The 24,233-nt window shown below is 71.9% G+C and carries 17 protein-coding genes; 5 read left to right on the top strand and 12 right to left on the bottom strand.

Annotated features, from left to right (window positions below):
* Nucleotides 1-191: 191 nt before the first annotated feature.
* Nucleotides 192-536: an L-rhamnose mutarotase gene (locus AAEM63_RS00580; RefSeq protein ID WP_341359808.1), complete on the bottom strand. Its 345-nt coding sequence runs from the start codon at nucleotides 534-536 to the stop codon at nucleotides 192-194.
* A 106-nt stretch (nucleotides 537-642) separates the two neighbouring features.
* Between AAEM63_RS00580 and AAEM63_RS00575 the strand changes: the two genes are divergently transcribed.
* Nucleotides 643-1,731, top strand: a complete 1,089-nt coding sequence (locus AAEM63_RS00575; protein WP_341359807.1) for a LacI family DNA-binding transcriptional regulator — start codon at nucleotides 643-645, stop codon at nucleotides 1,729-1,731.
* A 64-nt stretch (nucleotides 1,732-1,795) separates the two neighbouring features.
* Here AAEM63_RS00575 and AAEM63_RS00570 read toward each other — a convergent pair whose 3' ends face one another.
* The 4 genes from AAEM63_RS00570 to AAEM63_RS00555 form a co-directional block, all read right to left on the bottom strand.
* Nucleotides 1,796-3,466 carry an alpha-amylase family glycosyl hydrolase gene (locus tag AAEM63_RS00570; protein ID WP_341359806.1) on the bottom strand — a complete coding sequence of 557 codons (1,671 nt, stop codon included), beginning with the start codon at nucleotides 3,464-3,466 and terminating at the stop codon, nucleotides 1,796-1,798.
* A gap of 150 nt (nucleotides 3,467-3,616) precedes the next feature.
* On the bottom strand, nucleotides 3,617-4,516 hold the full coding sequence (locus AAEM63_RS00565) for a carbohydrate ABC transporter permease (RefSeq protein WP_341359805.1): 900 nt from the start codon (nucleotides 4,514-4,516) through the stop codon (nucleotides 3,617-3,619).
* Nucleotides 4,516-5,442 (bottom strand): sugar ABC transporter permease, encoded by a 927-nt coding sequence (locus AAEM63_RS00560; RefSeq protein WP_341359804.1) that lies wholly within the window; start codon nucleotides 5,440-5,442, stop codon nucleotides 4,516-4,518. The genes AAEM63_RS00565 and AAEM63_RS00560 overlap by 1 nt, the downstream gene beginning before the upstream one ends.
* A gap of 32 nt (nucleotides 5,443-5,474) precedes the next feature.
* The gene (locus AAEM63_RS00555) at nucleotides 5,475-6,758 is read right to left on the bottom strand and encodes an extracellular solute-binding protein (protein ID WP_341359803.1); all 1,284 of its coding nucleotides are present in this window, start codon (nucleotides 6,756-6,758) and stop codon (nucleotides 5,475-5,477) included.
* A 92-nt stretch (nucleotides 6,759-6,850) separates the two neighbouring features.
* On the opposite strand from AAEM63_RS00555, the gene AAEM63_RS00550 reads away from it, so the two are divergent.
* Complete coding sequence (locus AAEM63_RS00550; RefSeq protein ID WP_341359802.1) at nucleotides 6,851-8,095, top strand: ROK family protein; 1,245 nt, start codon at nucleotides 6,851-6,853, stop codon at nucleotides 8,093-8,095.
* A 161-nt stretch (nucleotides 8,096-8,256) separates the two neighbouring features.
* Entirely contained in the window at nucleotides 8,257-9,375 is a 1,119-nt protein-coding gene (locus AAEM63_RS00545; protein WP_341359801.1) for a Gfo/Idh/MocA family oxidoreductase, read from the top strand.
* A gap of 311 nt (nucleotides 9,376-9,686) precedes the next feature.
* Here the strand turns inward: AAEM63_RS00545 and AAEM63_RS00540 are convergent, their stop codons facing one another.
* From AAEM63_RS00540 to AAEM63_RS00520, 5 genes are read right to left on the bottom strand one after another with little or no spacing between them, the layout of a single operon-like run.
* Entirely contained in the window at nucleotides 9,687-10,712 is a 1,026-nt protein-coding gene (locus AAEM63_RS00540; protein ID WP_341359800.1) for a PmoA family protein, read from the bottom strand.
* Nucleotides 10,709-11,419 carry a hypothetical protein gene (locus AAEM63_RS00535; protein ID WP_341359799.1) on the bottom strand — a complete coding sequence of 237 codons (711 nt, stop codon included), beginning with the start codon at nucleotides 11,417-11,419 and terminating at the stop codon, nucleotides 10,709-10,711. The genes AAEM63_RS00540 and AAEM63_RS00535 overlap by 4 nt, the downstream gene beginning before the upstream one ends.
* The gene (locus tag AAEM63_RS00530) at nucleotides 11,419-12,333 is read right to left on the bottom strand and encodes a carbohydrate ABC transporter permease (RefSeq protein ID WP_341359798.1); all 915 of its coding nucleotides are present in this window, start codon (nucleotides 12,331-12,333) and stop codon (nucleotides 11,419-11,421) included. Before AAEM63_RS00530 ends, AAEM63_RS00535 begins: the two co-directional genes overlap by 1 nt.
* A complete protein-coding gene (locus AAEM63_RS00525) occupies nucleotides 12,330-13,283 on the bottom strand; it encodes a sugar ABC transporter permease (RefSeq protein ID WP_341359797.1) in 954 nt (317 codons plus the stop codon). Before AAEM63_RS00525 ends, AAEM63_RS00530 begins: the two co-directional genes overlap by 4 nt.
* A 32-nt stretch (nucleotides 13,284-13,315) precedes the next feature.
* Nucleotides 13,316-14,644, bottom strand: coding sequence for an ABC transporter substrate-binding protein (locus AAEM63_RS00520; protein WP_341359796.1), 1,329 nt, complete (start codon nucleotides 14,642-14,644; stop codon nucleotides 13,316-13,318).
* Nucleotides 14,645-14,785: 141 nt separating this feature from the next.
* Between AAEM63_RS00520 and AAEM63_RS00515 the strand changes: the two genes are divergently transcribed.
* Both AAEM63_RS00515 and AAEM63_RS00510 read left to right on the top strand, forming a co-directional pair.
* Nucleotides 14,786-16,099 carry an MFS transporter gene (locus AAEM63_RS00515; protein ID WP_341359795.1) on the top strand — a complete coding sequence of 438 codons (1,314 nt, stop codon included), beginning with the start codon at nucleotides 14,786-14,788 and terminating at the stop codon, nucleotides 16,097-16,099.
* Nucleotides 16,096-18,072, top strand: coding sequence for a beta-galactosidase (locus AAEM63_RS00510; protein ID WP_341359794.1), 1,977 nt, complete (start codon nucleotides 16,096-16,098; stop codon nucleotides 18,070-18,072). Before AAEM63_RS00515 ends, AAEM63_RS00510 begins: the two co-directional genes overlap by 4 nt.
* An 83-nt stretch (nucleotides 18,073-18,155) precedes the next feature.
* On the opposite strand, the gene AAEM63_RS00505 is transcribed toward AAEM63_RS00510, so the two are convergent.
* Both AAEM63_RS00505 and AAEM63_RS00500 read right to left on the bottom strand, forming a co-directional pair.
* Nucleotides 18,156-21,398: a hypothetical protein gene (locus AAEM63_RS00505; protein ID WP_341359793.1), complete on the bottom strand. Its 3,243-nt coding sequence runs from the start codon at nucleotides 21,396-21,398 to the stop codon at nucleotides 18,156-18,158.
* Nucleotides 21,399-21,555: 157 nt separating this feature from the next.
* Nucleotides 21,556-24,111, bottom strand: a complete 2,556-nt coding sequence (locus tag AAEM63_RS00500; protein WP_341359792.1) for a rhamnogalacturonan lyase — start codon at nucleotides 24,109-24,111, stop codon at nucleotides 21,556-21,558.
* Nucleotides 24,112-24,233 lie beyond the last annotated feature (122 nt).

The following is a 24,233-nucleotide window of genomic DNA, read 5'->3' as shown; positions in this document are numbered from 1 at the left end:
CGTCGTCAACCGGTGCGGGTGAGGAAGATCGGCGTGGCGGCCAGGCCCCACCCTCGCACGCTCGGCGGCGGACCGGCTGACGCGCCGCGCCGCGCCCATGCTGGGGAGCTTCCGACGGTGGAGAGCCGTCGGATGTGACCCGAACCGTCGGATCCTCCCCACCGACCCGGTGAAGCTTCCCCGCAGGCTCCTCAGTCGGTCCGGCCCAGCGCGGCCCGCTGGGCGTCGAGGTCGAAGACGCACTCCAGCTCGACGAACCCCTCGTCGGGCGGGCCGTCGGTGCCGAAGAGCTCGGCCATCTCGGCCTGCCACCGGGTGTTGACCTCGCGAGCGGCCATCGCCTCGCGCGCGGCGTCGAAGTCGTCCACGTCGACGACCCCGACGAGCAGGCCGTCCGGCGCGAGGTGGAGGGTGTAGTCGCGCCACCCTGTCTCGTGCAGCGCGTCGAGCATCGCCGGCCAGACCTCGGCGTGCCGGGCCTTGTAGGTCTCGACCTGGTCGGGGCGGATGCGGGAGACGAAGCAGACGCGGGCCATGGTTCCTCCGTGGGCGATCGCCCCGTGAATCGGTTCAGGGGCACAATGGACGCTAGGGAGGTCCCGGGGGGTCGTCAAGGACCGCGTGGGCACGAGGAGGCGCCGGATGAGCACGACCGAGAATGTCCAGCACTCCGGCACGACCGACGCGGTCGAGCCGGCGGCAACGTCCGTGCGCCGCTCGAGCATCAACGACGTCGCACGCCTCGCCGGCGTCTCGCTGGGCACGGTCTCCAACGTCCTCAACCGGCCCGACCGGGTGGCCCCGACCACCCGCGAGAAGGTCGAGCGTGCGATCGCCGAGCTCTCCTTCGTGCGCAACGGATCCGCGCGGCAGCTCCGGGCCGGGAAGATCACCACGGTCGGCGCCGTGCTGCTCGACATCGCCAACCCGTTCTTCACCGAGGTCGCCCGCGGCATCGAGGACCGACTCGCCGAGGACGACTACACCCTCATGCTCGCCAGCTCCGACGAGGACCCACGCCGTGAGGCGCGCTACCTCCGCCTGTTCGAGGAGCACGGGGTCCTCGGTGTCCTGGCGACCCCGGCCGGCGACGACCTCGGGCCCCTGATGCGCCTGCGCGAGCGCGGCCTCGGCATCGTCCTCCTCGACCGGACCTCCCCGGACCCCGGCATCTGCTCCGTCGCCGTGGACGACGTCGCCGGAGCGGCGATGGCGGTCACCCACCTCATCTCCCAGGGCCACCGGCGCATCGGGCTGGTCAACGGCCCGCCCTCGATCAAGCAGTGCGTCGACCGACGCGCCGGCGCGGTGCGGGCCCTGACCGAGGCCGGCCTCGACCCTGACGAGGCCCTGGTCGAGGTCGTCGTCCCCTCCCTCAACGCCACCGGCGGCGAGCAGGGCGTGACCGAGCTGCTCGCCGGTGGCCCGGTGCCGAGCGCACTGTTCTGCGTCAACGACCTCACCGCCCTCGGCGCGATGCGCGTCCTGCGTGCGCACGGGCTGTCCATCCCGGGCGACATGGCCGTCGTCGGCTACGACGACGTGGACTTCGCCGCGATGCTCATGACCCCGCTGACGTCGGTGCGCCAGCCCACCCACCAGCTCGGCCACCTCGCCGCCGACATGCTGCTGCGCTCGGCCGGGCCCGACCACGAGCCGGCGCGACAGGTCGTCTTCACCCCCGAGCTCGTCGTGCGGGAGTCGTCGCAGCCGGTCACCGCCGCCGGGTGAACGGGGCCGCCCCCGCCGAGCCGGGCTCAGCAGGGGCGGCCGCCGCTCAGCTGCCGAGCGCGCCTCAGACCTCGGTGCGCAGCCACGCCGTGGCGGCGCCGGGCAGCCTGCCGTCGGTGAGCGGCACGCTGCTCAGGAGGACCTCACCCGCGGGAAGGGCCACGGTCCGCGCCCCGAAGTTCGTGACGTTGAGCCAGCCGTTGGACCTGCGGAAGGCGAGCACGTCGTCGTCGGTGCTCACCCAGACGAGGTCCTCGTCGCTCTGGAGCTCCCGGCGCAGCGCGAGGGCGTCGCGGTACAGCTCGAGGGTGGAGCCCGCGACGCCGTCCTGCGCCTCGACCGAGAGGTCACCGAACCAGTCCGGCTGGGGCATGACCGCCGCCGCCGGGCCGAACCCGAACGACTCCCCCTCCCGCGCCCAGGGCAGCGGCACACGGCAGCCGTCCCGGCCGACGTCGACGCCGGCGTTGCGGAAGTACGCCGGGTCCTGCCGGGCGTCGGGGGCGATGTCCGCCACCTCGTGCAGACCCAGCTCCTCACCCTGGTAGAGGTAGGACGAGCCGGGCAGCGCGAGCTGGAGCAGCGTCGCGGCGCGGGCGCGGCGCACGCCGAGCTCCCGGTCCAGCTCGGGCTCGGTGCCGCCGGAGAGGAGCCAGCTCCCGCCGTGCTTGTCCGTGCTGCCGTGCCGCGGGGGCAGTCCGTAGCGCGTCGCATGACGAACGACGTCGTGGTTGGAGAAGACCCACGTCGTCGACGAGCCGGACGTCTCGGCGAGCTCGAGGTTGAACGTGATGACCTCACGGAACTGCTCGGCGTCGAAGTCGGCCTCGAGCAGGTCGAAGTTGAAGGCCTGGCCCAGGCCCTCGGCGCTGGCGTAGCGCGCCCGGCGCGACGCCTGCACCCACGCCTCCGCGACCGCGGTGCGGGGCGGGTCGTAGGCGTTGAAGACCGCACGCCACTCGGCGTAGATCTCGTGGACCTCGTCGCGGTCCCAGAGCGGGTGGGTCCCGTCCTTGGGCAGGGCGTCGAGCTCGGCCTGCGTGGGCAGCTCGTCGGGCAGCTGCTTGGCCAGGCCGTGCGCGACGTCGACCCGGAAGCCGTCGACGCCACGGTCGGACCAGAACCGAAGGGTGCGCAGGAAGTCGTCGCGCACCTCTCGGTTGTCCCAGTTGAGGTCGGGCTGCTCGGTCGCGAAGTAGTGCAGGTACCACTGGCCGTCACCGACCGGCTCCCAGGCGGGGCCACCGAAGGCGGAGGTCCAGTCGGCGGGCGGCTCGGCGCCGTCCGGGCCCTTGCCGTCGCGGAAGATGTAGCGGTCCCGCGCCGGGGAGCCCTTCGGTGAGGTGAGCGCCTCCCGGAACCACTCGTGGCGGTCGGAGGTGTGGTTGGGGACGAGGTCGACGACGAGCCGGATCCCCTCCCCGTGCAGGGCGGCGACGAGGGCGTCGAAGTCGGCCAACGTACCCAGGCGCGGGTCGACGTCGCGGTAGTCGTCGACGTCGTAGCCGCCGTCGGCGAGCGCCGAGGGGTAGAACGGGCTCAGCCACACGGCGTCGACGCCCAGGCGCCGGAGGTACGGCACCCGCGAGGTGATGCCGGGCAGGTCGCCGATGCCGTCGCCGTCGGAGTCCGCGAAGGAGCGGGGGTAGATCTGGTAGACAGCCGCCTGGCGCCACCAGGCGGCGTCGTCCTTGCCCAGGTCGGGCATGGCGCGGACGTCGAGAACTTCGGTCATGGGCTTCGGGCTCGCTCTCTGTACGGATCGGGTGTGTCGGTGCGGTGTGCCGGTGCGGGTGTGTCGGTGCGACTCGCCCGTGCGGACGTGCCGGTGCGGTGCGGGTGTGCCCGCGGGTGTGCCGGTTCGGCGGTGCCTGTCGGGCCGGTGCTACTTGATGGCGCCCTGGGTGACGCCGGCCATCACCCATCGCTGGGTGAAGACGTAGACGACGATCGCGGGCGCCATGGCCATGAGGTAGGACGCGAACGCGACGTTGTAGTTGCTGCTGAACTGGGTCTGGAACACGCTCTGCAGCACCGGCAGGGTCTGCTGCGTGGAGTCGGCGATGATGAGCGAGGGCATCATGAAGTCGTTCCACGACGCGAGGAACGCGAAGATCGCGACCGTCGCGCTCATGGGCGCCATCATCGGGAAGACGACGTGGCGGAAGGTCATCCACGTCGACGCACCGTCGAGCCGCGCGCTCTCCTCGAGCTCCTCGGGCAGGGAGCGGATGAACGCGGTGAAGAGCATGACGCTGAACGACAGCTGGAACATCACGTGCAGGATCGCGACGCCGACCGGGTTCGCCAGCCCGACCATGCCGGTGAGCTTGACCTGGGACAGCGCCAGGACGGGGAAGGGCAGGAACATCGCGGCGAGGAGGTAGAAGAACGACCAGCGGAAGAACCGCCGGTCCCAGTTCCGGGCGATGGCGAACGCGGCGAAGGCCGCGAGGATCACCGTGCCGACCACGGTGATCGCGGTGACGAACACCGAGATCCCGAACCCGCGGGGGAAGTTCGTGAGGTCCCAGGCGGCGACGAAGCCGTCGACGCTGAGCGGGGAGGGCAGGGAGAAGGCCTGGCCGTCGACGGACTGCTGGGTGGTCTTGAAGGCCATCGTCAGGGTCGCGTAGAGCGGGGCGAAGACGGCGAGCGAGCACAGGAGGAGCACGGTGGTCGCCGACCAGCTCGGCCGGGTGTCGCCCGACCGGGCCTTGAGCGGGCGCCGTCTCACGGGGACCTGTGCGGGGGCGGTCGTGACGCCCGTCTGGCTGGTGGTCATCAGAACGCAGCCTTTCCGCGCGTGAGGCGCAGCTGGAGCACGGCCAGGACGACGGCGATGAGGAAGAAGATCGTCGCGTTGGCCATCTGGTAGGCGTAGTCGCCGCCGGTGAAGCCCGAGAAGATCGTCATCGCGACGCTCCGGGTCGCGGTGCCGGGACCGCCGTTGGTGAGGCCGACGATGATGTCGTAGGCGTTGAGGAAGTTCTTGAAGCCGATGATGATGTTGATGACGACGTAGCCCGCCACCAGCGGCAGCGTGATGGCGAGCAGTCGCCTGGTCGCCGACGCACCGTCGAGAGAGGCGGCCTCGTACACCTCGCCGGGGATGGACAGGATGCCGGCGATGTAGATGAGCAGGGCGGAGGGGATCGCCTGCCAGGCGGTGACGATGACGATCGTGACCCACGCGAGGTCGGGGTCGGCGAGCAGGCTCTGCTCGAGGGGTCCGAACCCGATCGCCTGCCCGAGCTGGGGCAGCGAGTTGGAGAAGAGGAAGTTGAAGACGTAGGCGATGACGATGCCCGAGATGACCATGGGCAGGACGAAGATCGCCCGCAGCGCCATCTTGCCCCGGATCTTGGCGGTCAGGCCGACCGCCAGGAGGAAGGCGACGACGTTGACCAGCAGGACGGTGACCAGGGCGAAGCCGACCGTGAACCCGTACGAGCTGAGGATCGCCGGGTCGGAGACCATCGCGACGTAGTTCGTCAGGCCGACGAAGTCGAACTCGCCGAAGCCGACGGAGTTCGTGAAGCTGAGCGTGATACCCATGATCGCCGGCACCGTGATGGCGAGGGTGAACAGGACGAGCGAGGGCACGAGGAAGAGGTAGAACGTCAGGCCGGCGGGGCGCCGGCCGCTGCCGGATCTCGCGGGCACGGCGGCGGTGCCCCGATCCGGTCGGGTGGCTGTGGTGGTGGCCATGGGGTGACTCCAGTTCTCGGCGGTGAGGCTGGTCAGGATCGGAAGGCGAGGCGGGCCCAGTCCGCGTCGAGGGTGCGCAGGACGGACTCCGGGCGTGCCCCGGCCACCAACGACTGGGCGTAGTTCTGCAGCGGGATCGACTGAGGGACCAGCTGCGAGGCGCCGATGTAGAAGGCGGCGCGGTCGTAGTACTCCTTGAGCTCGACCAGGGTCGGGTTCGTGACCTCTGCGGCGTCCTTGGTGACGCCGAAGCCGAGGTTGTCGGCGTTGTAGGTGTCGATGATCTCCGGCTGCATGAGGAACGCGAGGAACTCCCGCGCCGCCGCCTTCTTGGTGGAGCCCTCCGGGATCCACAGGGCCAGGTCGATGTTCACCCGGACCTTGCGGTCCTCCGGGTCCTGGGTCATCGGCAGGGGGAACGCCCCGACGTTCATGTCGGGGTTCGTCTTGGCGATCTCGGTGAGGGCCCACGGCCCCTGCAGGTACATGGCGGCCTCGCCGTTGGCGAACGCGAGGTTGCCGTCGCCGTAGCCTCGGCTGGGCGCGTCGTCGTTGGAGTACGCGGCGATCTGGGTCATCCGCTCGACCGGCTCGAGGAACTGCTTCTGGAACGCGACCGGCGAGCCCGCGCCGACGTCCGCCCCCTGCGCCTTGAGCCGGGTGAAGAAGTCGGTCGTGTCGAGCATGCCGCCGACGGAGTAGTCGAAGTGGCCCTGGGCGATCGTCCACGGGTCGCGGAACGTGCTGTAGACGGGTGTGACGCCGGCCGCGGTGAGGGTCTCGCAGAGGGCGACGAAGTCCTCCCACGTCGTCGGCGGCTCGAGACCGTGCTCCGCGAAGATGTCGCGGTTGTAGAGCACGGCGGCCGCCATGAGGGAGTACGGGATGACGCTCGTCCGGCCGGGGTAGGTGGCCGTCACGTCGATGAGGGGCTGCAGCTCGTCCTTGATCCGTGCGGCCTCCGGCATGTCGCCGAGGTCGCTCAGGGCCCCACGCTCGATGTAGCGGGAGATCTCGAAGTTGTAGTTGAGGCAGCCGATGTCCGGCGGGGACTCCCGCACGAAGGAGCCGGCGAGGTTGGAGGTCGCGTCGTGGCGCACCCGGATGCTCGACTGCGACTGGTGGAACTGCTCGATGAGGTCGTCGAAGTAGCCGATCACCTCGGGCTTGGACTGGTAGAAGGTGATCTCCGTGACCCCGGACCGTGAGGTCGGGGCACAGCCGGACAGGGCGAGGCCGGCCCCGGCAGCACCGAGACCGCGCAGGAACGTCCGGCGGGTCAGGGCCCGGGAGGGCAGGGGAGGCTGGGAGGGCACGTCGTCGTCTCCTTCGATGCGAACGTGGCGGTACGGTGCGGCCAGGGATTGATTTAGCATCTAAATTTAGGCGCAGGGTTTAATGTAGGGACGTGCGCCACCCAGGTCAAGACCCCAGCCGCAGCACGCCGCCCCCGCCGCAGCTGCTGCGCCGGACGAACATGTCCGCGGTGCTGGACCACGCCTGGGACGTGCCCACGTTCACCGCGACGGACGCCATGACCGCCACCGGCCTCACGCGCGCGACCGTGCTGGCGCGGGCCGACGACCTCGTCCGGCTCGGCTGGCTCCGCGAGGTCGAGGACCACCGGCCGCCGGGCGGGGCGACCAAGGGCCGGCCCGCCCGGCACTACGCCTTCGAGCCGCGGGCGGGGTACGTCCTGGGGGTCGACGCAGGCCAGCACCGGGTGACCGCGTGCGTCGCCGACCTTCGGGGGGGCGTCCTCGCCCGCGCGGAACGCACCCAGCGCGACGACGAGGACGCCGCCAGCCGCGTGGCCGTGACACGCGCCGCCGTGGCCGAGGCGCTGGACGCCGTCGGCGCCGACGACCGGGCCGTTCTCGTCACGGTCGTGGGCATCCCCGCACCCGCTGACGACCGCGGACGCTCACCTGCCGGGCAGGACGGATACTGGCCGAGGATGAACGCCGACCTCGCCACCGAGCTGGCGGCCGGGCGGACCGTCGTCGACAACGACGCCAACCTGGCCGCGATCGCCGAGGGCAGCGTCGGCGCCGGGGTGGGTGCGTCGTCGTTCGTCGCCCTGCTGTCCGGGGAGCGGTTCGGCGCGGGCCTCATCGTCGACGGCACGCTCCTGCGTGGCCGGCACGGCGGCGCCGGAGAGCTGCACCTCCTCGACCTCGTCGAGGACGTCGGGTCCGCGGACGGCCTGGGCTTCGTCGCCCGCGCCTGGGCGCAGGAGGCCATCGACGCGGGCGATGTCCCCCCCGGGTCGCTGATGCGCCGCCGGGCCGCCGAGCCGGCCGAGCTGGTCGACGTCGTCGAGGCGGCGCAGGCCGGGGAGGAGGCGGCCGCCGCGATCGTCGACCGCCTGGGCGAGCGGCTCGCCCGGGTGGCCGCCGTCCTCACGGGCCTGCTCGACGTCGAGCGGGTCATCGTCGCCGGCGCCCTGGCCCAGGCCGCCGGCCCCATCGTGGAGAGTGCCGCGGCGAAGCTCCCCGCGCACACGCACCTGCCGGTCCCGACGCTCGTCGCGTCCACGCTCGGGGCCGACAGCGTCACCCTCGGTGCGGTGCACCGCGGCGTCGCGATGGTCCGGGCCGACCCACTCCGGTTCGAGCTGCCGGAGCTCGCGGGCGTCGCGGCTCACGCGTAGGTCTGCAGCAGGACGCGTCGTCAATGTCCCGAGCAGACGCGTTGCCCGGGTCCGGAGCAGACACGTTGCCCGGAGCTGAAGACGGACGCGCCCATTCGTGGATTGAAACGTTTTAGACATGCGGCTACGCTGCGGAGAGTCCCCCGAGCGAAGGAGCAGCGGTGACTCTCAAGGCCGCCATCGTCGGCACCGGTGCCGTCGCCCACCTGCACGCCGAGGCGCTCGCCGCCGACCCACGCGTCGACCTCGTCGCGGTGGCGAACCGCGGCGCCCGGCGCCGGGAGGAGTTCGCCGACCGATGGGCGGTCCCCGGCCGGCACGAGACGCTCGACTCGCTGCTCGACGGCGAGGACCTCGACCTGGTCATCCTCTGCACGCCGCCGGAGCTCCACCGCGAGCAGACCCTCGCCGCCTGCGCGGCGGGCGTGCACGTGTTGTGCGAGAAGCCGCCCGCGCTCTCCCTCACCGAGCTCGACGAGATGCAGGCGGCCGCCGACGCGGCGGGCATCGCGTTCGGCATGGTCTTCCAGCAGCGCACCGGCACCGCGGCCGCGCACGTGCGGTCGCTCCTCGACTCCGGCGAGCTGGGCCGTCCGCTCCTGGCGCAGTGCCAGACGCTCTGGCTGCGCCAGGACGACTACTACGCCGTCGACTGGCGCGGCACGTGGGACGGCGAGGGCGGCGGGACCACCTTCGGCCACGGGATCCATCAGATGGACCTGCTCGCGCACCTCCTCGGCGACTGGGCCGAGGTCGACGCGAGGCTGTGGCGGCTGGCCCGCGAGATCGAGATGGAGGACGCCTCGACCGCGATCATCCGCTTCGACAACGGGGTCGTCGCCACCGCCGTGTCCTCGGTGCTCTCGCCGCGCGAGACGAGCTACCTGCGCATCGACACCGAGCTGGCCACGATCGAGGTCGAGCACCTCTACGGTCACGACCGCGGCAGCTGGAGGGTCACCCCTGCCCGCGGCGTCGACCCGGAGCGGGCCCGCACGTGGGAGCTGCCGGAGGACGACGAGCCGAGCGGGCACATCCCGTTGGTGCGCGCGTTCGTCGACGCCGTCGCCGCGGGGCAGCCGCTCCCGGACCTGCTCACCCACGCCCGCCGTCCGCTCGAGCTCGTGGCCGCGATCTACGCCTCAGCCACCCACGGCCGATCGGTGACGCCGGAGGTGCTCGACGCCGACGAGCGCTTCACCACCGGGCTGCGCGCGGAGGTCACCGACCTCCGGCCGGGCGCCGCCGGGCCGGCAAGCAGCGCGTCCGGTCGCGAGTGACCGGACGGGCGCCGTCCAGTCGGTAGCCGCCCAGGCCGAACCGCCCGAGACCTCGGCCGCCCGGCACCGATCCGCCCCGTCAGTACCCGCCGGGCACGTCTTCGCCCAGTCAGTACCCATCGGACGCGGCTTCGCCCAGTCAGTACCCACCGGGTCGAGTCAGCAGAAACGTTGCTGCTGACTCGCGCCGGAGGGTCCTGACTCAGCCGCGGGCTCACCCCCCGAGCGAAGCCCACGGACTCACCCGCGGGCGAATCCGGCGGGCTCAACCGGGCGAATCCGGCGGGCTCAAACGAGCAACACCTGCGGGCTCAACCCCGAGCAACACCCTCGGGCTCAGCCGCATCCAGCCCCGCGAGCGCCGTGCGGCCGAACCCGGCGAGCGCCTCGGCCCGGACCGGGTCGGCGGCGCCGTCGGCGATCACGACGGCGTAGCGCAGGTCCAGCGTCCCACCGGGCGGGAACGGCACCTCCTCGCTGAAGAACGGCGCCGGGTTCACCCCGGCGAACCACTCGTTGCGCACGAACCACTCGGGCGGGTGGTGGGGGTTGGCGCCGTCGTCGACGACGACGAGGCTCGAGGACTCCCCGGACCCGTCGTGGCGGCCGGTGAAGCCCATCCACTCCGCGCGGGTGCCGCGGGCCTCCTCCCCGCCCGCCTGCCCGGGCCACAGGATGGTGCCGCCGGTGAAGGCCCTGGGACCACGCCAGAAGAGACCGCCGTACCCGGCGTTCTCGCGGCCGTTCGTCGTGGGCGAGCCGATGTCGAGCGCCTCGTCGGAGACGTTGGTCAACGACGACTCCAGCGTGAGCACCCAGGCCGTCGACGCCGCCCGCGATCCGTCGTCGGGCGGCACGGTGGCCGTGATCCGCCGCGTCTCGCGCACCACCTCGGCGCCGCCGTCGGGACCGTCGGGCTGGGTGTGCCAGGCGAGCTCGTGGGCCAGACGTGCGGCGTCGCCGGAGACCTCGAGCTGGGTGAACCGGACGTGGTCCATGCTCCCGTTGTTCGCCAGCTGCACGTAGCCCTCGTCGCGCACGAAGGTCGGTCCGCCCCAGAAGTTGTGGCGCCCGACGTTCGGCAGCGACAGGGCGATGCCCTTGTGCCAGACGTGGTCGTGCGGGCGGAAGAGCGTCATGAGCTCCCCGCCGAGCGTGCGCACGGGGTGGAGGTAGGGCCGGGGGGACTCGAGCTGGACGTCATCGGGGCCGTAGACGTAGGTGACGAGATCGACGTCGCCGTGACCGACGACGACCCGGTGGCCGAGGTCGTGCCGGACCCTCAGCGCCGCGTCGGTCGGCGCCGAACTCGTCACCCCGGTCAGCGCCACGCTCATCGCCCGGCCCGTCGCTCGACGGCGAGGGCGGCCATGGTGAGCAGCCCACCGGCGAGGAGGAGCAGCGGCAGCAGCATCCACACCATGGTGGCCACCATGACGACGGCGGCCACGAGCAGCACCGACCCCGTGAGGTCGGTGACGGAGCACGAGGCGGCCGCCCGGACGGCGGGCCGCCAGGACCGTCCCGGCTCCCACGTGCCCACCACCCGGAGGGTGACCACCGTGACGGCGACGGCTGTCGCGGCGCTGACCGCCGCCACGACGGTGCCGCCGGGGAGGCCGTTGAGCCCGGCCCACACGTTCGTGGCGAGCAGGGCGAGTGCGGCCGGGACCGCCAGGGCGAGCGGCCACAGGTCACGGACGGCGGAGCGGACGTCGGTCAGCAGGCGCCGGACGGTGTCCGGCTCGCCTGCGAGGTGGCAACGCAGGTGCGCGGCCCCGGCCGCCATGACCAGCACCGCCAGCACCACGGTGATCGCGGCGACGGCGACGGCGGCACCGACGACGGCGACCTCGGTGAACAGCGACATCCGCGACGTCAAGCCTGCGGCGCGGTCGGCGGACCGGTCCGTCTCGCCGCCGTCGGGCAGCTCGTGCCCGCTCGCGTCGGACCGGTCGTCGGGCAGGCCCTCGAACCGGTCCCGGGGTCGGTCCCCGCTCGTCCCGCCTGTCACCGTCGCCCGCTCCCGCGCCGCCGTCCCCATCAGCCCTTGAGCCCCTGGGTGGCGACACCTTCGATGAGGTGACGCTGGAAGAGGAGGAAGAACAGCAGGACGGGGATGAGGGCGAGCACGGCCATCGCCATCTGGGCGCCGTAGTCGGACGTCGACGTCTGGTCCACGAACAGCCGCAGCGCGATGGGCAGGGAGTACAACGACGGGTCCTTGAGGTACAGCAGCGGACCGAAGAAGTCGTTCCAGGACCAGATGAACGCGAAGATCGAGGACGTCACCAGGGCGGGCTTCATCAGCGGCAGCATGATCGAGGTGAAGATCCGCAGGTGTCCCGCGCCGTCGATGCGGGCGGCCTCGTCCAGCTCGCGCGGCAGGTTGCGCATGAACTGGACCATGAGGAAGACGAAGAACGCCTCGGCGGCGAGGAACTTGCCGATGAGGAGCGGGACGTAGGTGTTCACCAGGCCGAGATTGTTGAAGACGATGTACTGCGGGATGATCACGACGTGGAAGGGCAGCAGGAGCGTCGCGATCATCAGCGCGAAGAAGACCTTGCGGCCGGGGAACTCGATGCGTGAGAACGCGTAGGCGCTGACCGACGCCGACAGCGCGGTGCCCACCACGGCCCCCACCGCGAGGATCGTGGAGTTCCAGAAGAACGTCCAGAACGAGATCCCACCGATGCCCTGCAGCGCCTTGGTGAAGTTGTCCAGCGAGGCGTTGGTGGGGATGAGGCTGACGTTGCCGACGATCTCCGACGTGGGCTTGAGCGAGGACATGAGCATCCACAGGCCCGGGTAGAGGACCACGGCGGCGACGGCCAGGACGAACAGGTGGAACAGCAGCGAGCGGACCCGGGAGGAGCGCTGGTGCCTGCTGCGCAGGGCGGCGCTGTGCTCCTCGGAGTCGCGCGTGGTGGCCGGCGCGGTGTCGACGGCGGTCATTTTCCCTCCCCGCTGTAGTGCACCCAGGACTTCGACGTGCGGAAGAAGACGATGGTGATCAGGCCCACGACGACCACGAGGACCCAGGCCATCGCCGAGGCGTAGCCCATGCGGAAGTCCTGGAAGCCGCGGATGTAGAGGTAGAGCGTGTAGAAGAGGGTCGAGCCCGCGGGCCCGCCGGTGCCGCCGGAGATGATGAAGGCGGAGGCGAAGATCTGGAACGAGTGGATGGTCTCGAGCAGGAGGTTGAAGAACAGCACCGGCGAGAGCATCGGCAGGGTGATGGAGAAGAACTTGCGCACCGGGCCGGCACCGTCGACGGAGGCCGCCTCGTAGAGCTCGGCCGGGACCTGCTTGAGGCCGGCGAGGAAGATGACCATCGGGGCGCCGAACTGCCAGACGGTCAGCAGGATGAACATCGGCATGGTCATGTCGGGGTTGCCCACCCAGCCGCCGGCCTCGAGGCCGACCGACTGTCCGAGACGGTCGACGATGCCGTTGTCGATGAACATCGCCTTCCACACGATGGCGATCGAGACGCTCGCACCGATGAGCGAGGGTGCGTAGAACACCGACCGGTAGAAGCCCTTGCCCTGGTGGGCGGTGTTGAGCAGCATCGCCACCGCCAGGGCGGCGGCGAGCTTGATGGGCGTGCCCAGGACCGCGTAGGTCAGCGTCACCTTCGCCGACTGGATGAACCTCGGGTCGTCGAACAGGAGCCGGAAGTTCTCCAGCCCCACCCACGACGGGGCGGCGAAGAGGTTGTAGTCGGTGAAGGCGAGGTAGAGCGAGGCGAGCATGGGGCCGGCGGTCAGGGCGAAGAAGCCCAGCAGCCAGGGCGTGAGGAAGGCGTAGCCGGCCCGGGTCTCCGCCGCCCGCCGTCTCCGCCGCGGGGCGGGGGACGGCGGGACGGCGGCACGCCGACCGGTCACCGTGTCGGTGGTGGTCACGGTTGTCGATCCGTTCGTGGGCGTCGGGAGTCCTACTGGGTCATGAGCTGGGCCTCGGCGAACCACGTCTCGACGAACTCGTCGACCGTGATCGTGCCGTAGGCCAGCTCCTCGGCGAGGCGCTTGTACTCCGCCTCGATGGAGCCGAAGCCCTTGACCGGGATCGGCACGGGCTCGGTGACGTACTCGGCGACGGCGTCCTCGTAGGCGACGACGCGGGCGTCGACGCTGCCCTCCTCGAGCTCCATCGCGTCACGCTGGGCGGCGACCGCCGGGACGCCCTTCGAGGTGCCGAAGATGGCGCCGACCTCGGGGTCGTTGACGAGGAAGTCGATGAGCATGGCCGCCTCCTCCGGGTGCTCGGTGTTCGCGCCGGACGAGAGCAGCATGGACGGCTTGAAGAACATGCCCCGCTCGCCGTCCTCGGGCACCGGCATGGGGAGCATCTCGATGTTCTCGGTGCCCGAGTCGGCGGTGTAGCCGGCGAGGAAGTTGTCCCAGCTGAACTCCGAGGCCGACTCGTTGACGGTGAAGCCGCCCAGCGGGAGGAGCTGGATGCCGCGGTCGACGGGGTAGACCTGCTCGGCCGCACGGAGGTCCTCGGTCATGGCGAGGAAGTCCTTCATGTGCTGCTCGTCGAAGCCGAAGGAGCCGTCGTCCTCGAAGGGGGTGACGCCCTGCTGGACGAGCCACTGCATGAAGAACCAGAAGGTGCCGGTGTAGTCGGCGCCGCCGTAGATCGGCTGACCCTCGTCGGTGGTGGCGCCGGCGTCCGAGACGGCGGCGAGGAAGGCGTTGTAGTCCTCCCAGGTGTAGTCCTCCGGGAGGGGCTCGACGCCGGCCTGCTCGACGAGGTTGGGGTTGACGAACAGCGCGAGCGTGTTCGTCGAGGTGGGGATGCCGATCTGGGCGCCGTCGATGACGCCGGAGTCCAGGAGCGACTGGTCGAAGCCGGAGACGTCGATCGTGGCGTCCGTGTGCTCGGCGAGGTCGAGGAGGTGACCGTTCTCGCTGTACTCCCGCAGGTAGGACAGGTCGAACTGCATGACGTCGGGCAGGGTGCGGCCCGCGGCCTCGGTCGCGCGAGCGGTCCAGTAGTTGGGGAAGTCGGCGAAGGAGGTCTGGACGGTGATGTCCGGGTACTCCTCGTTGAAGAGCTCGAGAGCCTGCTCGTAGCGGGAGGCGCGGTCGTCGTTGCCCCACCAGGTGAACGTGAGGGTGACGGGCTCGCCACCCCCTGCCCCGGCAGTGGCGCCACCCTCGGTGGCGGTCTCGTCCCCGGTGCCGCCGCCTGAGCAGGCGGCGAGAACCAGGGTCATGGCAGTCGCCGTGCCGGCGATCTTGATGAGCTGTCGCTTCATCGGATGAGCCTCCTTGCTCAGTAGGGTGTGTAAGCGCATTCCCGAACGTAGGTGCCGTGCGACCGGCCGGACAAGGTGCGTGAGTGAAACGTTACAATATTGTTGTCCGGGTCACAAGGGCCGACCTCGCCGAGGAGTCGCATGAATCCCGTCCCGCCTGCTCCGCTGCTGCGGCGACCGGCTTTCCGGCTGCTGCTCGGCGCCCAGGCCCTGGGCAGCGCCGGGACGTGGATGCTCCGCATGGCCACGGACTGGCTCGTCCTGGAGCTCACCGGCAGCCCCGCCGCCGTCGGGGTGCTCGTGGCCCTGCAGTTCCTCCCCCTGCTGTTCCTGGGACCGGCGGGCGGGCTGCTCGCCGACCGCCACGACAAGCGCCGCCTCGTCATGGGCGCCCAGACCGCCACGGCGCTCCTCGCGGCGGCCCTGGCCGCGGTCACCCTCACCGGCGTCGTCACCGTGGCCCACCTCTACGTGGCCGCCACCCTGCTCGGCGTCGTCGCCGCCGTCGAGGGTCCGGCCCGTCAGGTGCTCGTCGGCGAGGTGGCGGGCGACGCCTCACTGCGCACCGCCGTCTCGGTGACGAACGCCCTCAACCAGGGCGGCGGGCTCGTCGGCCCGGCCCTGGCCGGGCTGCTCATCGCGGAGGTCGGCGACGGGTGGTCGTTCGGTCTCAACGCCCTCGTCTGCCTGGCGGTCGTGACGCTCGTCGCGGCCATGCGGCCGGCCGACCTGCACCGCGCCGCGCCGGTGGCCCGCGCGCCCGGGCAGCTGCGGGAGGGCTTCGCCTACGTCCTGACCCGCCCGCGCCTGGCCGCCGTCGTCGTCCTCGCCGGTCTCATGGGGGCCTTCGGGCTCAACGGACCCGTCGTGTACTCCGCGTTCGCCGAGGAGGTGTGGGACACCGGCGCCCGCGGGTTCGGCCTGTACAACAGCCTCGCCGCGGCCGGCGCCCTCGTCGGGGCGCTCCTGGCCTCCCGGCTCCCGGGTCTGCGGGTCCGCACCGTCGTGGCCGGCTCCGCGGCGTTCGCCGTCGCCGAGACCGCGGCGGCGCTCGTGCCCGGGCACGCCGCCTTCCTCGCGGCGCTGACCGTCGTCGGCGCCACGACACAGTTCTTCCTCACCAGTGCGGTCTCCTACGTCCAGCTCACCGCCGCCGCGCAGGTGCGCGGGCGGGTGCTGGCCATCTACACCCCCGTCCTGCTCGTCGGCCACGCCCTGGGCGGCCTGCTGCAGGGACGGCTCGCGGAGGAGCTCGGCGTGCGCGCCGGGCTCGCCGTCACCGGCGCGCTCGCCCTGACCGCCACGGCGGCGGTCGCGGCGGTGCTGTGGTGGCGGGCCCGCACCCCGGACGAGGTTCGGCACGACCGTGACCAGCTCCGGCACACCACCGGCCGCCGGCCGGACGAGACGACCGTGCCGTCGGGCACGACCACCAGAGAGGAACCGCAGACATGACCCGAGGCCTGGACTACGGCGCCGACTACAACCCCGAGCAGTGGCCGCTGGACGTCCGGCTGGAGGACGTCGGGCTCATGCGCGAGGCGGGGGTGACCATCCTCAGCGTCGGGATCTTCTCGTGGGCGATGCTCGAGCCGCGCGAGGGCGAGCACGACTTCGGCTGGCTCGACGACACGCTCGACCGGCTCCACGGCGCCGGCATCAGGGTGGCCCTGGCGACGGCGACCGCCTCCCCACCGCCGTGGCTGACCCGCAAGCACCCGGAGATCCTCCCCGAGCTCGCCGACGGCACGGTGCTGCACCCGGGCGGGCGCCAGGCCTACTCGGTGTCCTCGCCGGTCTTCCGTGACTACGCCCTGCGCATGACCCGGACCATGGCCGAGCGGTACGGCGAGCACCCGGCGCTGGCGCTGTGGCACGTGGACAACGAGCTCGGCTGCCACGTCCCGCACGACTACTCCGACGACGCCGCGGCCGCCTTCCGGCGGTGGCTCGAGCGACGCTACGGCACGGTCGCGGCGCTCAACACCGCCTGGGGGACGGCGTTCTGGTCCCAGCGGTACGGCTCCTTCGACGAGGTGCTGCCCCCGCGGACCGCCCCGACGTACGCCAACCCGACCCAGCAGCTGGACTTCGCGCGGTACTCCTCCGACGAGCTCCTCGTCCACTACCGGGCGCTGCGCGACGTCCTGCGCGAGGTCACCCCGCACGTGCCGACGACGACGAACCTCATGCTCTCCACCGGCACGAAGTGGATGGACTACTTCTCCTGGGCGGGCGACCTCGACGTCGTCGCGAACGACCACTACCTGCGCGCCCACGACCCGGAGGGCCACGTCGAGCTGGCCTTCAGCGCGGACCTCACCCGCGGCGTCGCCGGCGGCGACCCGTGGATCCTCATGGAGCACTCCACCTCGGCGGTGAACTGGCAGCCGCGCAACCGCGCCAAGGGCGAGGGCGAGATGCTGCGCAACTCCCTCACCCACGTCGCCCGGGGCGCCGACGCCGTGATGTTCTTCCAGTGGCGCCAGTCCGCCGCCGGGGCGGAGAAGTTCCACTCCGCGATGGTCCCCCACGCCGGGCGGGACACAAACGTGTGGCGGCGCACCGTCGAGCTCGGTGCCGCGCTGGGCGCCCTGGGCCCGGTGCGCGGCAGCCGCGTGCGCGCCGATGTCGCCCTCGTCTTCGACTACCCCGCCTGGTGGGGCGCCGAGCTGGACTCCCACCCCACCCAGGCGCTGCGCTACACCGACGAGGTGCTCGCCTGGTACCGGGCGCTGTGGCGGCGCAACGTCACCGTCGACCTCGTCCCCGCCGGGGCGGACCTCACGGGCTACCGGGTCGTCGTCATCCCGACGCTCTACTGCGTCACCGACCACGCCGCCGCGGCCGTCGCCCGGGCCGCCGAGGCGGGTGCCTCGGTCCTGGTGACGTTCTTCAGCGGGATCGTCGACGAGCACGACCACGTCCGTCTCGGCGGCTACCCCGGGGCCTTCCGCGATCTGCTGGGGGTGCGCACCGAGGAGTTCTTCCCGCTCCTCGACGGCGAGCGGCGCACCCTCGACGACGGCACGTCGTCGCAGCTGTGGACCGAGAAGACGCACCTGGCCGGCGCGGAGGCGGTGCGCACGTACGCCGACGGCCCGCTGGCGGGGTGGCCCGCGGTCACCCGCCGGGCGGTCGGCGACGGCGTGGCCTGGTACGCCGCGACCCGGCTGGACGAGACCGGCACCGCCCGGGTCGTCGACGCGCTCCTCACCGAGGCCGGGGTGGCGCCGGCGGCTGAGGCACCCGACGGGGTCGAGGTCGTCCGGCGGCACGGCGAGGGGACGAGCTTCCTCTTCGTCGTCAACCACACCGGCGCGGACGTCACCGTGGCCACGCACGGACGCGAGCTGATCCGGGCGACCGACGTCGACGGCGAGGTCCGGGTACCCGCGCACGGCGTCGCCGTCGTGCAGGAGAGCTGAGCCCCACGCAGAGCGGGCCCGGTGGGTGATCCCACCGGGCCCGCCCGTTCTGCGGATGTTGCGCCGCCGCACCCCTTGAGGCGTCAGCCGGCGTCCTTGACCTTGACCTTCCGCTCGGGCGAGGTCGTGGTGCCGGTCGCGTTGACGAGCTCGGCGACGTACCGGTAGTCGCCGTTCGCCCGGCCGGTGATCGCGACCTCGACGACCTGCGGCTCGGCGGTGTCGTCCGTCAGGAGCTCGGAGTGGATGACCACCCCGTTCTCGTAGAGGCGGAACACCGTGGCGTTCTGGCCGGCGTTCATGGTCGCGGTGACGGTGTAGTCGCCGTCGTGCACACCGGTGCCGCGCGCGTTGTCGTCGTTCAGGCGCACGTTGCCCGGCGCCGACGGCGGCCGGGCCACGTCCGGGCCGCCGACCGTGGTGATGCTCGGTGCCGGCGGCCGCTCCATGCCCTCACCGAGGAAGTAGCTCGTGTGCGGGGGCTGGTTGTAGGCGACGTTCTGCCCCGCGACGCCGAGCCGGTAGACCGGGTCGTGCATGAGCGTGCGAAGCCGGTGCCCGGTGACGTCGGTGGTGGTGAGCACCCGCAGGGCGGTGGAGTCCGCCGTGCGGTAGACGAGCTCCTCGCGCCAGTCGCCGAACAGGTCGGCCTGGAGTGCGGGGTTGCCCTTGGTGTCGTTGTTGGTGCGCAGGTCGGTCAGGGTCATGAGCTCGACCTGCTCGCCGGCCTCGTAGTCCCACTTGGACACCGTGGGCACGCCCTCGCGGGTCGTGGCGTCGAAGTCGTGGTCGGTGATCTCCCGCAGGAGGTCGCCGTCCCACCAGGTGACGAAGTTCGCCGCCGGGATCTGCTCGCCGATGCGGGTGCCGTCGGCCGCCATGAGGTGGCCGACCTGAGAGTTCCACGCGTAGTCGCCGCCGATGGCCCACGCCTCGGCGCCGTCGAACCGAGGGTCGATGTCCGCGGCCGCACCCCGCCCGGTGTCCCGGTTGCCCGGGATGTCCCAGATGACCTCGCCCGTGGCGAGGTCACGCATGGCGGCGGCCCGGTTGCCGGAGCAGCTCATGCACTCGAACACCTGGAAGACCTCCAGGCCCTCCCGGTCGGGGACGAGGTCCGAGACGTGCATGGCGTCGCCGTGGCCCAGCCCGGAGCTGTTGAGGACCGTGCCGTCGTCGTCGATCGTCATGGCCCCGAAGACGATCTCGTCCTTGCCGTCGCCGTCGGCGTCGGCCACGGAGAACTGGTGGTTGCCCTGGCCCTCGTACTGCTCGCCGGCCTCGTCGGAGTCGAACACCCACCGCTCGACCAGGGCGTCGTCGACGACGTCCCACGCCGCGACCACGGTGCGGGTGTAGTACCCGCGGCTGAAGACCACGCTGGGCCGCTCGCCGTCGAGGTAGGCCACGCCGGCGAGGAACCGGTCGACGCGGTTGCCGTACCCGTCGCCCCAGGCGCCGACGTTCCCGCGCGGGGGCACGTAGTCGACCGTGTCGAGCGCGGCCCCGGTCTCCCCGTCGAAGAGCGTGAGGTACTCGGGCCCGGCGAGCACGTAGCCGCCCGAGTTGCGGTGGTCCGCGTCGGCGTCGCCGATGACCGTGCCGGCACCGTCGGTGGTGCCGTCAGCGGTCTTCATGACGACCTCGGCCCGGCCGTCGCCGTCGAGGTCGTAGACCATGGGCTGGGTGTAGTGGGCGCCCGCGCGGATGTTGCGGCCGAGGTCGACGCGCCACAGCCGGGTGCCTTCGAGCTCGTAGGCGTCGACGAGCACGTTCCCGGTGTACCCGGACCGGGAGTTGTCCTGGGAGTTCGTCGGGTCCCACTTGAGGACGACCTCGTAGGTGCCGTCGCCGTCGAGGTCGCCGACCGAGACGTCGTTCGCCCGATAGCTGTAGGGCTGGCCGTTCACGACGCCGTCGGCGGGCTTGTCCAGCGGGATGTCGAGGTGGCCCTCGGCCCAGACGCCGAAGTCCTCGGTGGCGTCGGCCTCGGTGTCGTCGGTGACGACGGTGACCCGGTAGGTGGAGCCGGCGTCGCCGCCCTCATCGAGGAGGTTCGTCGCCCCGGTGACGGGCTCGTCGGTGATGCGCACGCCGTCGCGGTAGACGTGGAAGGCGATGCCGTCGGGGTCGGTGCCCAGGTGGCGCCAGCCGACGTGGACGCCGTCGTCGGACCGGACGGCGACGGGTGCGCGGTCGAGGTGCTCGGCCTGGCGGACGAGGGTGGTCACGGCCTCGGTCGTGAGCACGGCGGAGGGCTGCGAGGCGCCGCCGGCGTTGACCGCGACGACGCGGTAGGAGTACTCGACGGTGGTGAGGACGTCCTCGTCGGTGTACGACGTCTCGCTCACGCGGGCGAGGGTGGCGAACGGTCCCTCCGGCGAGCGCGACCGCTGCACGTCGTAGGCGGTGGCGGCGTCGTCGCCGGTCCACGTCAGCGCGATGTGCTCCTTGCCGATGTCGGCCAGGGTGAGGTCGGTGGGCGTGGCGGGCGGCGCGACGTCGGGGTCGACGACGCTGACGTCGACCGGGTCGGAGAGGGTGCCCTCACGGCCCTGCGCGACGGCGGCCACCTGGTAGGAGTACTCACCGGCGAGCTGGACCCCGGCGTCGGTGTAGCTGGTGCCGGGCTGCTCGGTGACGAGCTCCGCCTCGCCGTCCGCGGCGGTCCGGTAGAGGCGGTAGCCGTCCACGTCCGGGACGGCGTCCCAGGTGAGCGTCACCGACGGGGCCGCGAAGTCGACGCTCGCGGCGAGTCCGGTGGGCGCGGCGAGGGCGGAGAGGATCTGGATGCCGTTGAGCCGCGGCGAGCTGCCCGCGACGTGGATGGTCATCTGACCGTCCTCGACGACGACCGGGTCGAAGACGCGCTCGTTCACGGTCCCGCTCGAGGCGCCCTGGTCCCCGTAGGCGACGCCCTCGATCGTGTAGGCGGTGCGGCTCGAGGCGATGCCGTCCCCCGACCAGGTGGTCACGTGGTACTCGCCGTCCGGCACGTCGACGACGAAGGTGCTGCCCGAGCCGACGGGGGGCAGGACGAAGTCCCGACGCAGGGCGTCCAGCGCGCCTCCGCGGTCGCGGTCACCGAGGTTGAGCTCGGTGAAGCCGTAGCCGTTCTCCGCGGTGTAGGTGGCGGTGCGGGTCACCTCGGTGAAGCCCTCCGCCACCGGCGCGCCCGGCGGCTGGAGGTCGAAGCGGTGGACGACCGGCTCGCCGGGCTCGGCGTACGCCGTCGCCTGGACGGACACGGTTCCGATGAGGGCGCCCGTGGCCACGACCGCGGCCAGGACGCCGCGCCGGCGCCCGGGTGGGGTGGGTGATGTCATCTCTTGCTCCTCGGCGGACGGCGTCGCTGCCGTCCGGCCTGTCGGTGGGGTCGTTCCGGTCGGACGCCGTGCCCCGCGAGGGCTGCGGCGTGGTCGCGCGCCGCCGTGGCGGCGGCGCGCGGGGGTGGCGGCCGGGTGACCGCCACCCCCGCGGGGATCAGCCCAGGAGCCCGCTCGCCACCCCCGCCTGGTGGGTGAGGATCGCCGCGGCCGCGGGCGAGACCGTGCCCGCGGGCGAGCCGAGGTGCCGCACCAGCCGGTCGAGGGCGTCGGCGGCCTGGTCGAACCGCCCGGCCGCCGCGTGGCGTTCGGCCTGCTCCGCCGTCTCGGTGAGCTTGGCGGCGGCCGCACCGCTCACCTCGCCGTCCTCGACGAGCCCGGCCAGGACGTCGGCCGGCGCCGCTGCGGCCCCCGGGGCGCGGTAGGCCGGCACCGGGACCTCGGTGAAGTCGGTGTCCGAGGCGAGGTAGAAGCTCGTGTACGACGGCTGGTTGTACGTCGTGTTCTGCCGGGCCACCTCGGCCCGGTACTGCACGTCGTGCATGAGCGTGTAGAGCTTGCGGTCCGTCACCTCGGTCGAGAGGTAGATCCGGATCGCCGAGCTGTCGACCGTGCGGACGAGCAGCTCCTCGCGCCAGTCGCCGAGGACGTCGGCGACGAGCGAGGGGTTGCCCTTGGTCCAGTTGTTGGTGCGGGTGCCCTCGGCGGTGAGGAGGGTGCCGCGCTCCCGGTCGTCGATCGTCGGGGTGTCGTCGCGCGAGCCGTTGACGATCTGGGTGCTGCCGTCGGCGGCCCAGCGGATGGACTGGTTGGTGCCGGGGGTCGTCGGCGCGAGCTGGGCGCCGGTGGCGCTGAGCAGGCCCGAGCCGTCGGTGCCGCCGGGCATGGACGCCCACACCTCGATGCCGCGGGTGGAGGTGTCGACGTCGCCGATCATGCCGCGCCCGGTGTCCCGGCCGGAGTAGGTGCCGAAGAGGACCTCACCGGTGGCGCCGTCGCGCATCGCGTTGCCGTAGGGCGCCCAGGGCCCGCCCTCGTGGACGGTGAAGATCTCCAGGCCTTCCCGGTCGGGGTCGATGTCGGTGACGTGCATGGCGTCGCCGTGGCCCAGGCGGGCGGTAGCACCGGGCTGGGCGCTGGCCGCGGGCATGGTGTCGAAGGAGGAGTAGAGGAGCGAGCCGTCGTGGTCGATCGTGGCGGCGCCGTAGACGATCTCGTGCCGGCCGTCGCCGTCGACGTCGGCGGCGCTGAGGGAGTGGAAGCCCTGCGTGGTCAGCGTCGCGAACTCCGGGTCGGTGCCGTCGACGCCGTGCGGGCCGTCGTTGAACGGGTTGGACATCGGCGTCCAGCCCGAGTCGACGTACCACCGCTCGCTCAGGTGCTCACCGTCCCAGTCGTAGGCGACGAGGGTGGAGCGGGTGTAGTAGCCGCGAGCGAAGACCGCCGAGGGGTTGACGCCGTCGAGGTAGGCGACGCCGGCGAGGAAGCGGTCCACGCGGTTGCCCGGCTCGATGCGCGACATCGCGTAGTCGCCCCACATGAGGCCGTCGTCGTGGCGGCCCGGCTTGTAGTGGACCGTCTCGAGCTCCTCGCCGGTGGCTCCGTCGAACACGGTGAGGTACTCGGGCCCGGAGAGGATGAAGCCCTCGAAGGTCGTGAGGTCGTTGCGGCCGCTGCGCTGCGGGGCGTAGACGTCGATGAAGTGGTCGACGAGCGCCTCGGCACTCTCCTGGGAGAGCGGGTAGTCGTGGACGGGGTCGATGCCGAGCGCCTCCTCGATGGTCGCGGGCCAGCTCCCCGCGACGACCTCGGGGTGGGAGTCCCAGCCCCGGAAAACCTCGACCAGGTGGTCGCGGTAGCCCTCGGCGCTGAGCCGGTAGTCGTCATCGTTGGAGTACCCGGCGGCGACGTCCTCGGCCGGCAGGGTGATGTACTCCTCGGTCGGGGAGCCGTCGGGGCCGTACGTCACGGTCTTCGTGCCGGGCGCCGTCTTGAGCATCGTCTCGGCCCGGCCGTCGCCGTCGAAGTCGTAGACCATGAACTGCGTGTAGTGGGCGCCGGCGCGGATGTTCGGGCCGAGGTCGAGGCGGTGGAGCAGCGTGCCGTCCGCCTCGTAGGTGTCGATGTAGACGGGGCCGGTGTAGCCCTTCTGGGAGACGTCCTTGGAGTTGGACGGGTCCCACTTGACGACGTACTCGTACGCGCCGTCGCCGTCGACGTCCGCGACGGACATGTCGTTGGCCGAGTACGTGTACGCCTCCCCCACCGGGGTGACGCCGTCGGCCGGCCGCTGCAGCGGCAGCTCGGTGTACGGCTGGGTCCACGGGGAGGTCGTGGCCCCGCGGTCGACCTCGACGCCGTCGACGACGGCGACCACCCGGTACTCGCTCGTCGCCGAGCCGCCGGCGTCGAGGTGGTTGGTGCTGTCGGTGACCGTGGTCAGGAGCTCACCGTCGCGGTAGACGTTGAAGTCGGCGCCGGTCATCCCGGTCGCCGTCGCGCCCGTCACCTCGTGGCCGAGGAGGCGCCAGCTGAGGAAGACGCCGTCGTCGGTGACCGCGGCGACGAGACCGCGGTCGAGGACCTCGAGCTGCGGCTCCTGCGGGGGCGGCGCGGGCGGGGCGGCCGACGCGGCACCGGCCGCGCCGGTGACCAGGGCGGACGCCGCGAGAGCGGCGACGACGCGGGCGGACAGTGTGGGGCTGAGACTCATCGTCGAATCCTTCGCTGGGCTGGATGGCCTTTGTAACGATTCAACGTAGGTGACATGCACTACAGGGGTCAAGAGTTCAGGTGACGATGGTTATGGGGGCATCACGAGCGGGACGTACGTGA

The organism is Georgenia sp. M64, from assembly GCF_038049925.1.
Taxonomy (GTDB): Bacteria; Actinomycetota; Actinomycetes; order Actinomycetales; family Actinomycetaceae; genus Georgenia.
Note: the sequence above shows the minus strand (reverse complement) of the source record. Positions and strands in the feature narration are given on the sequence as shown.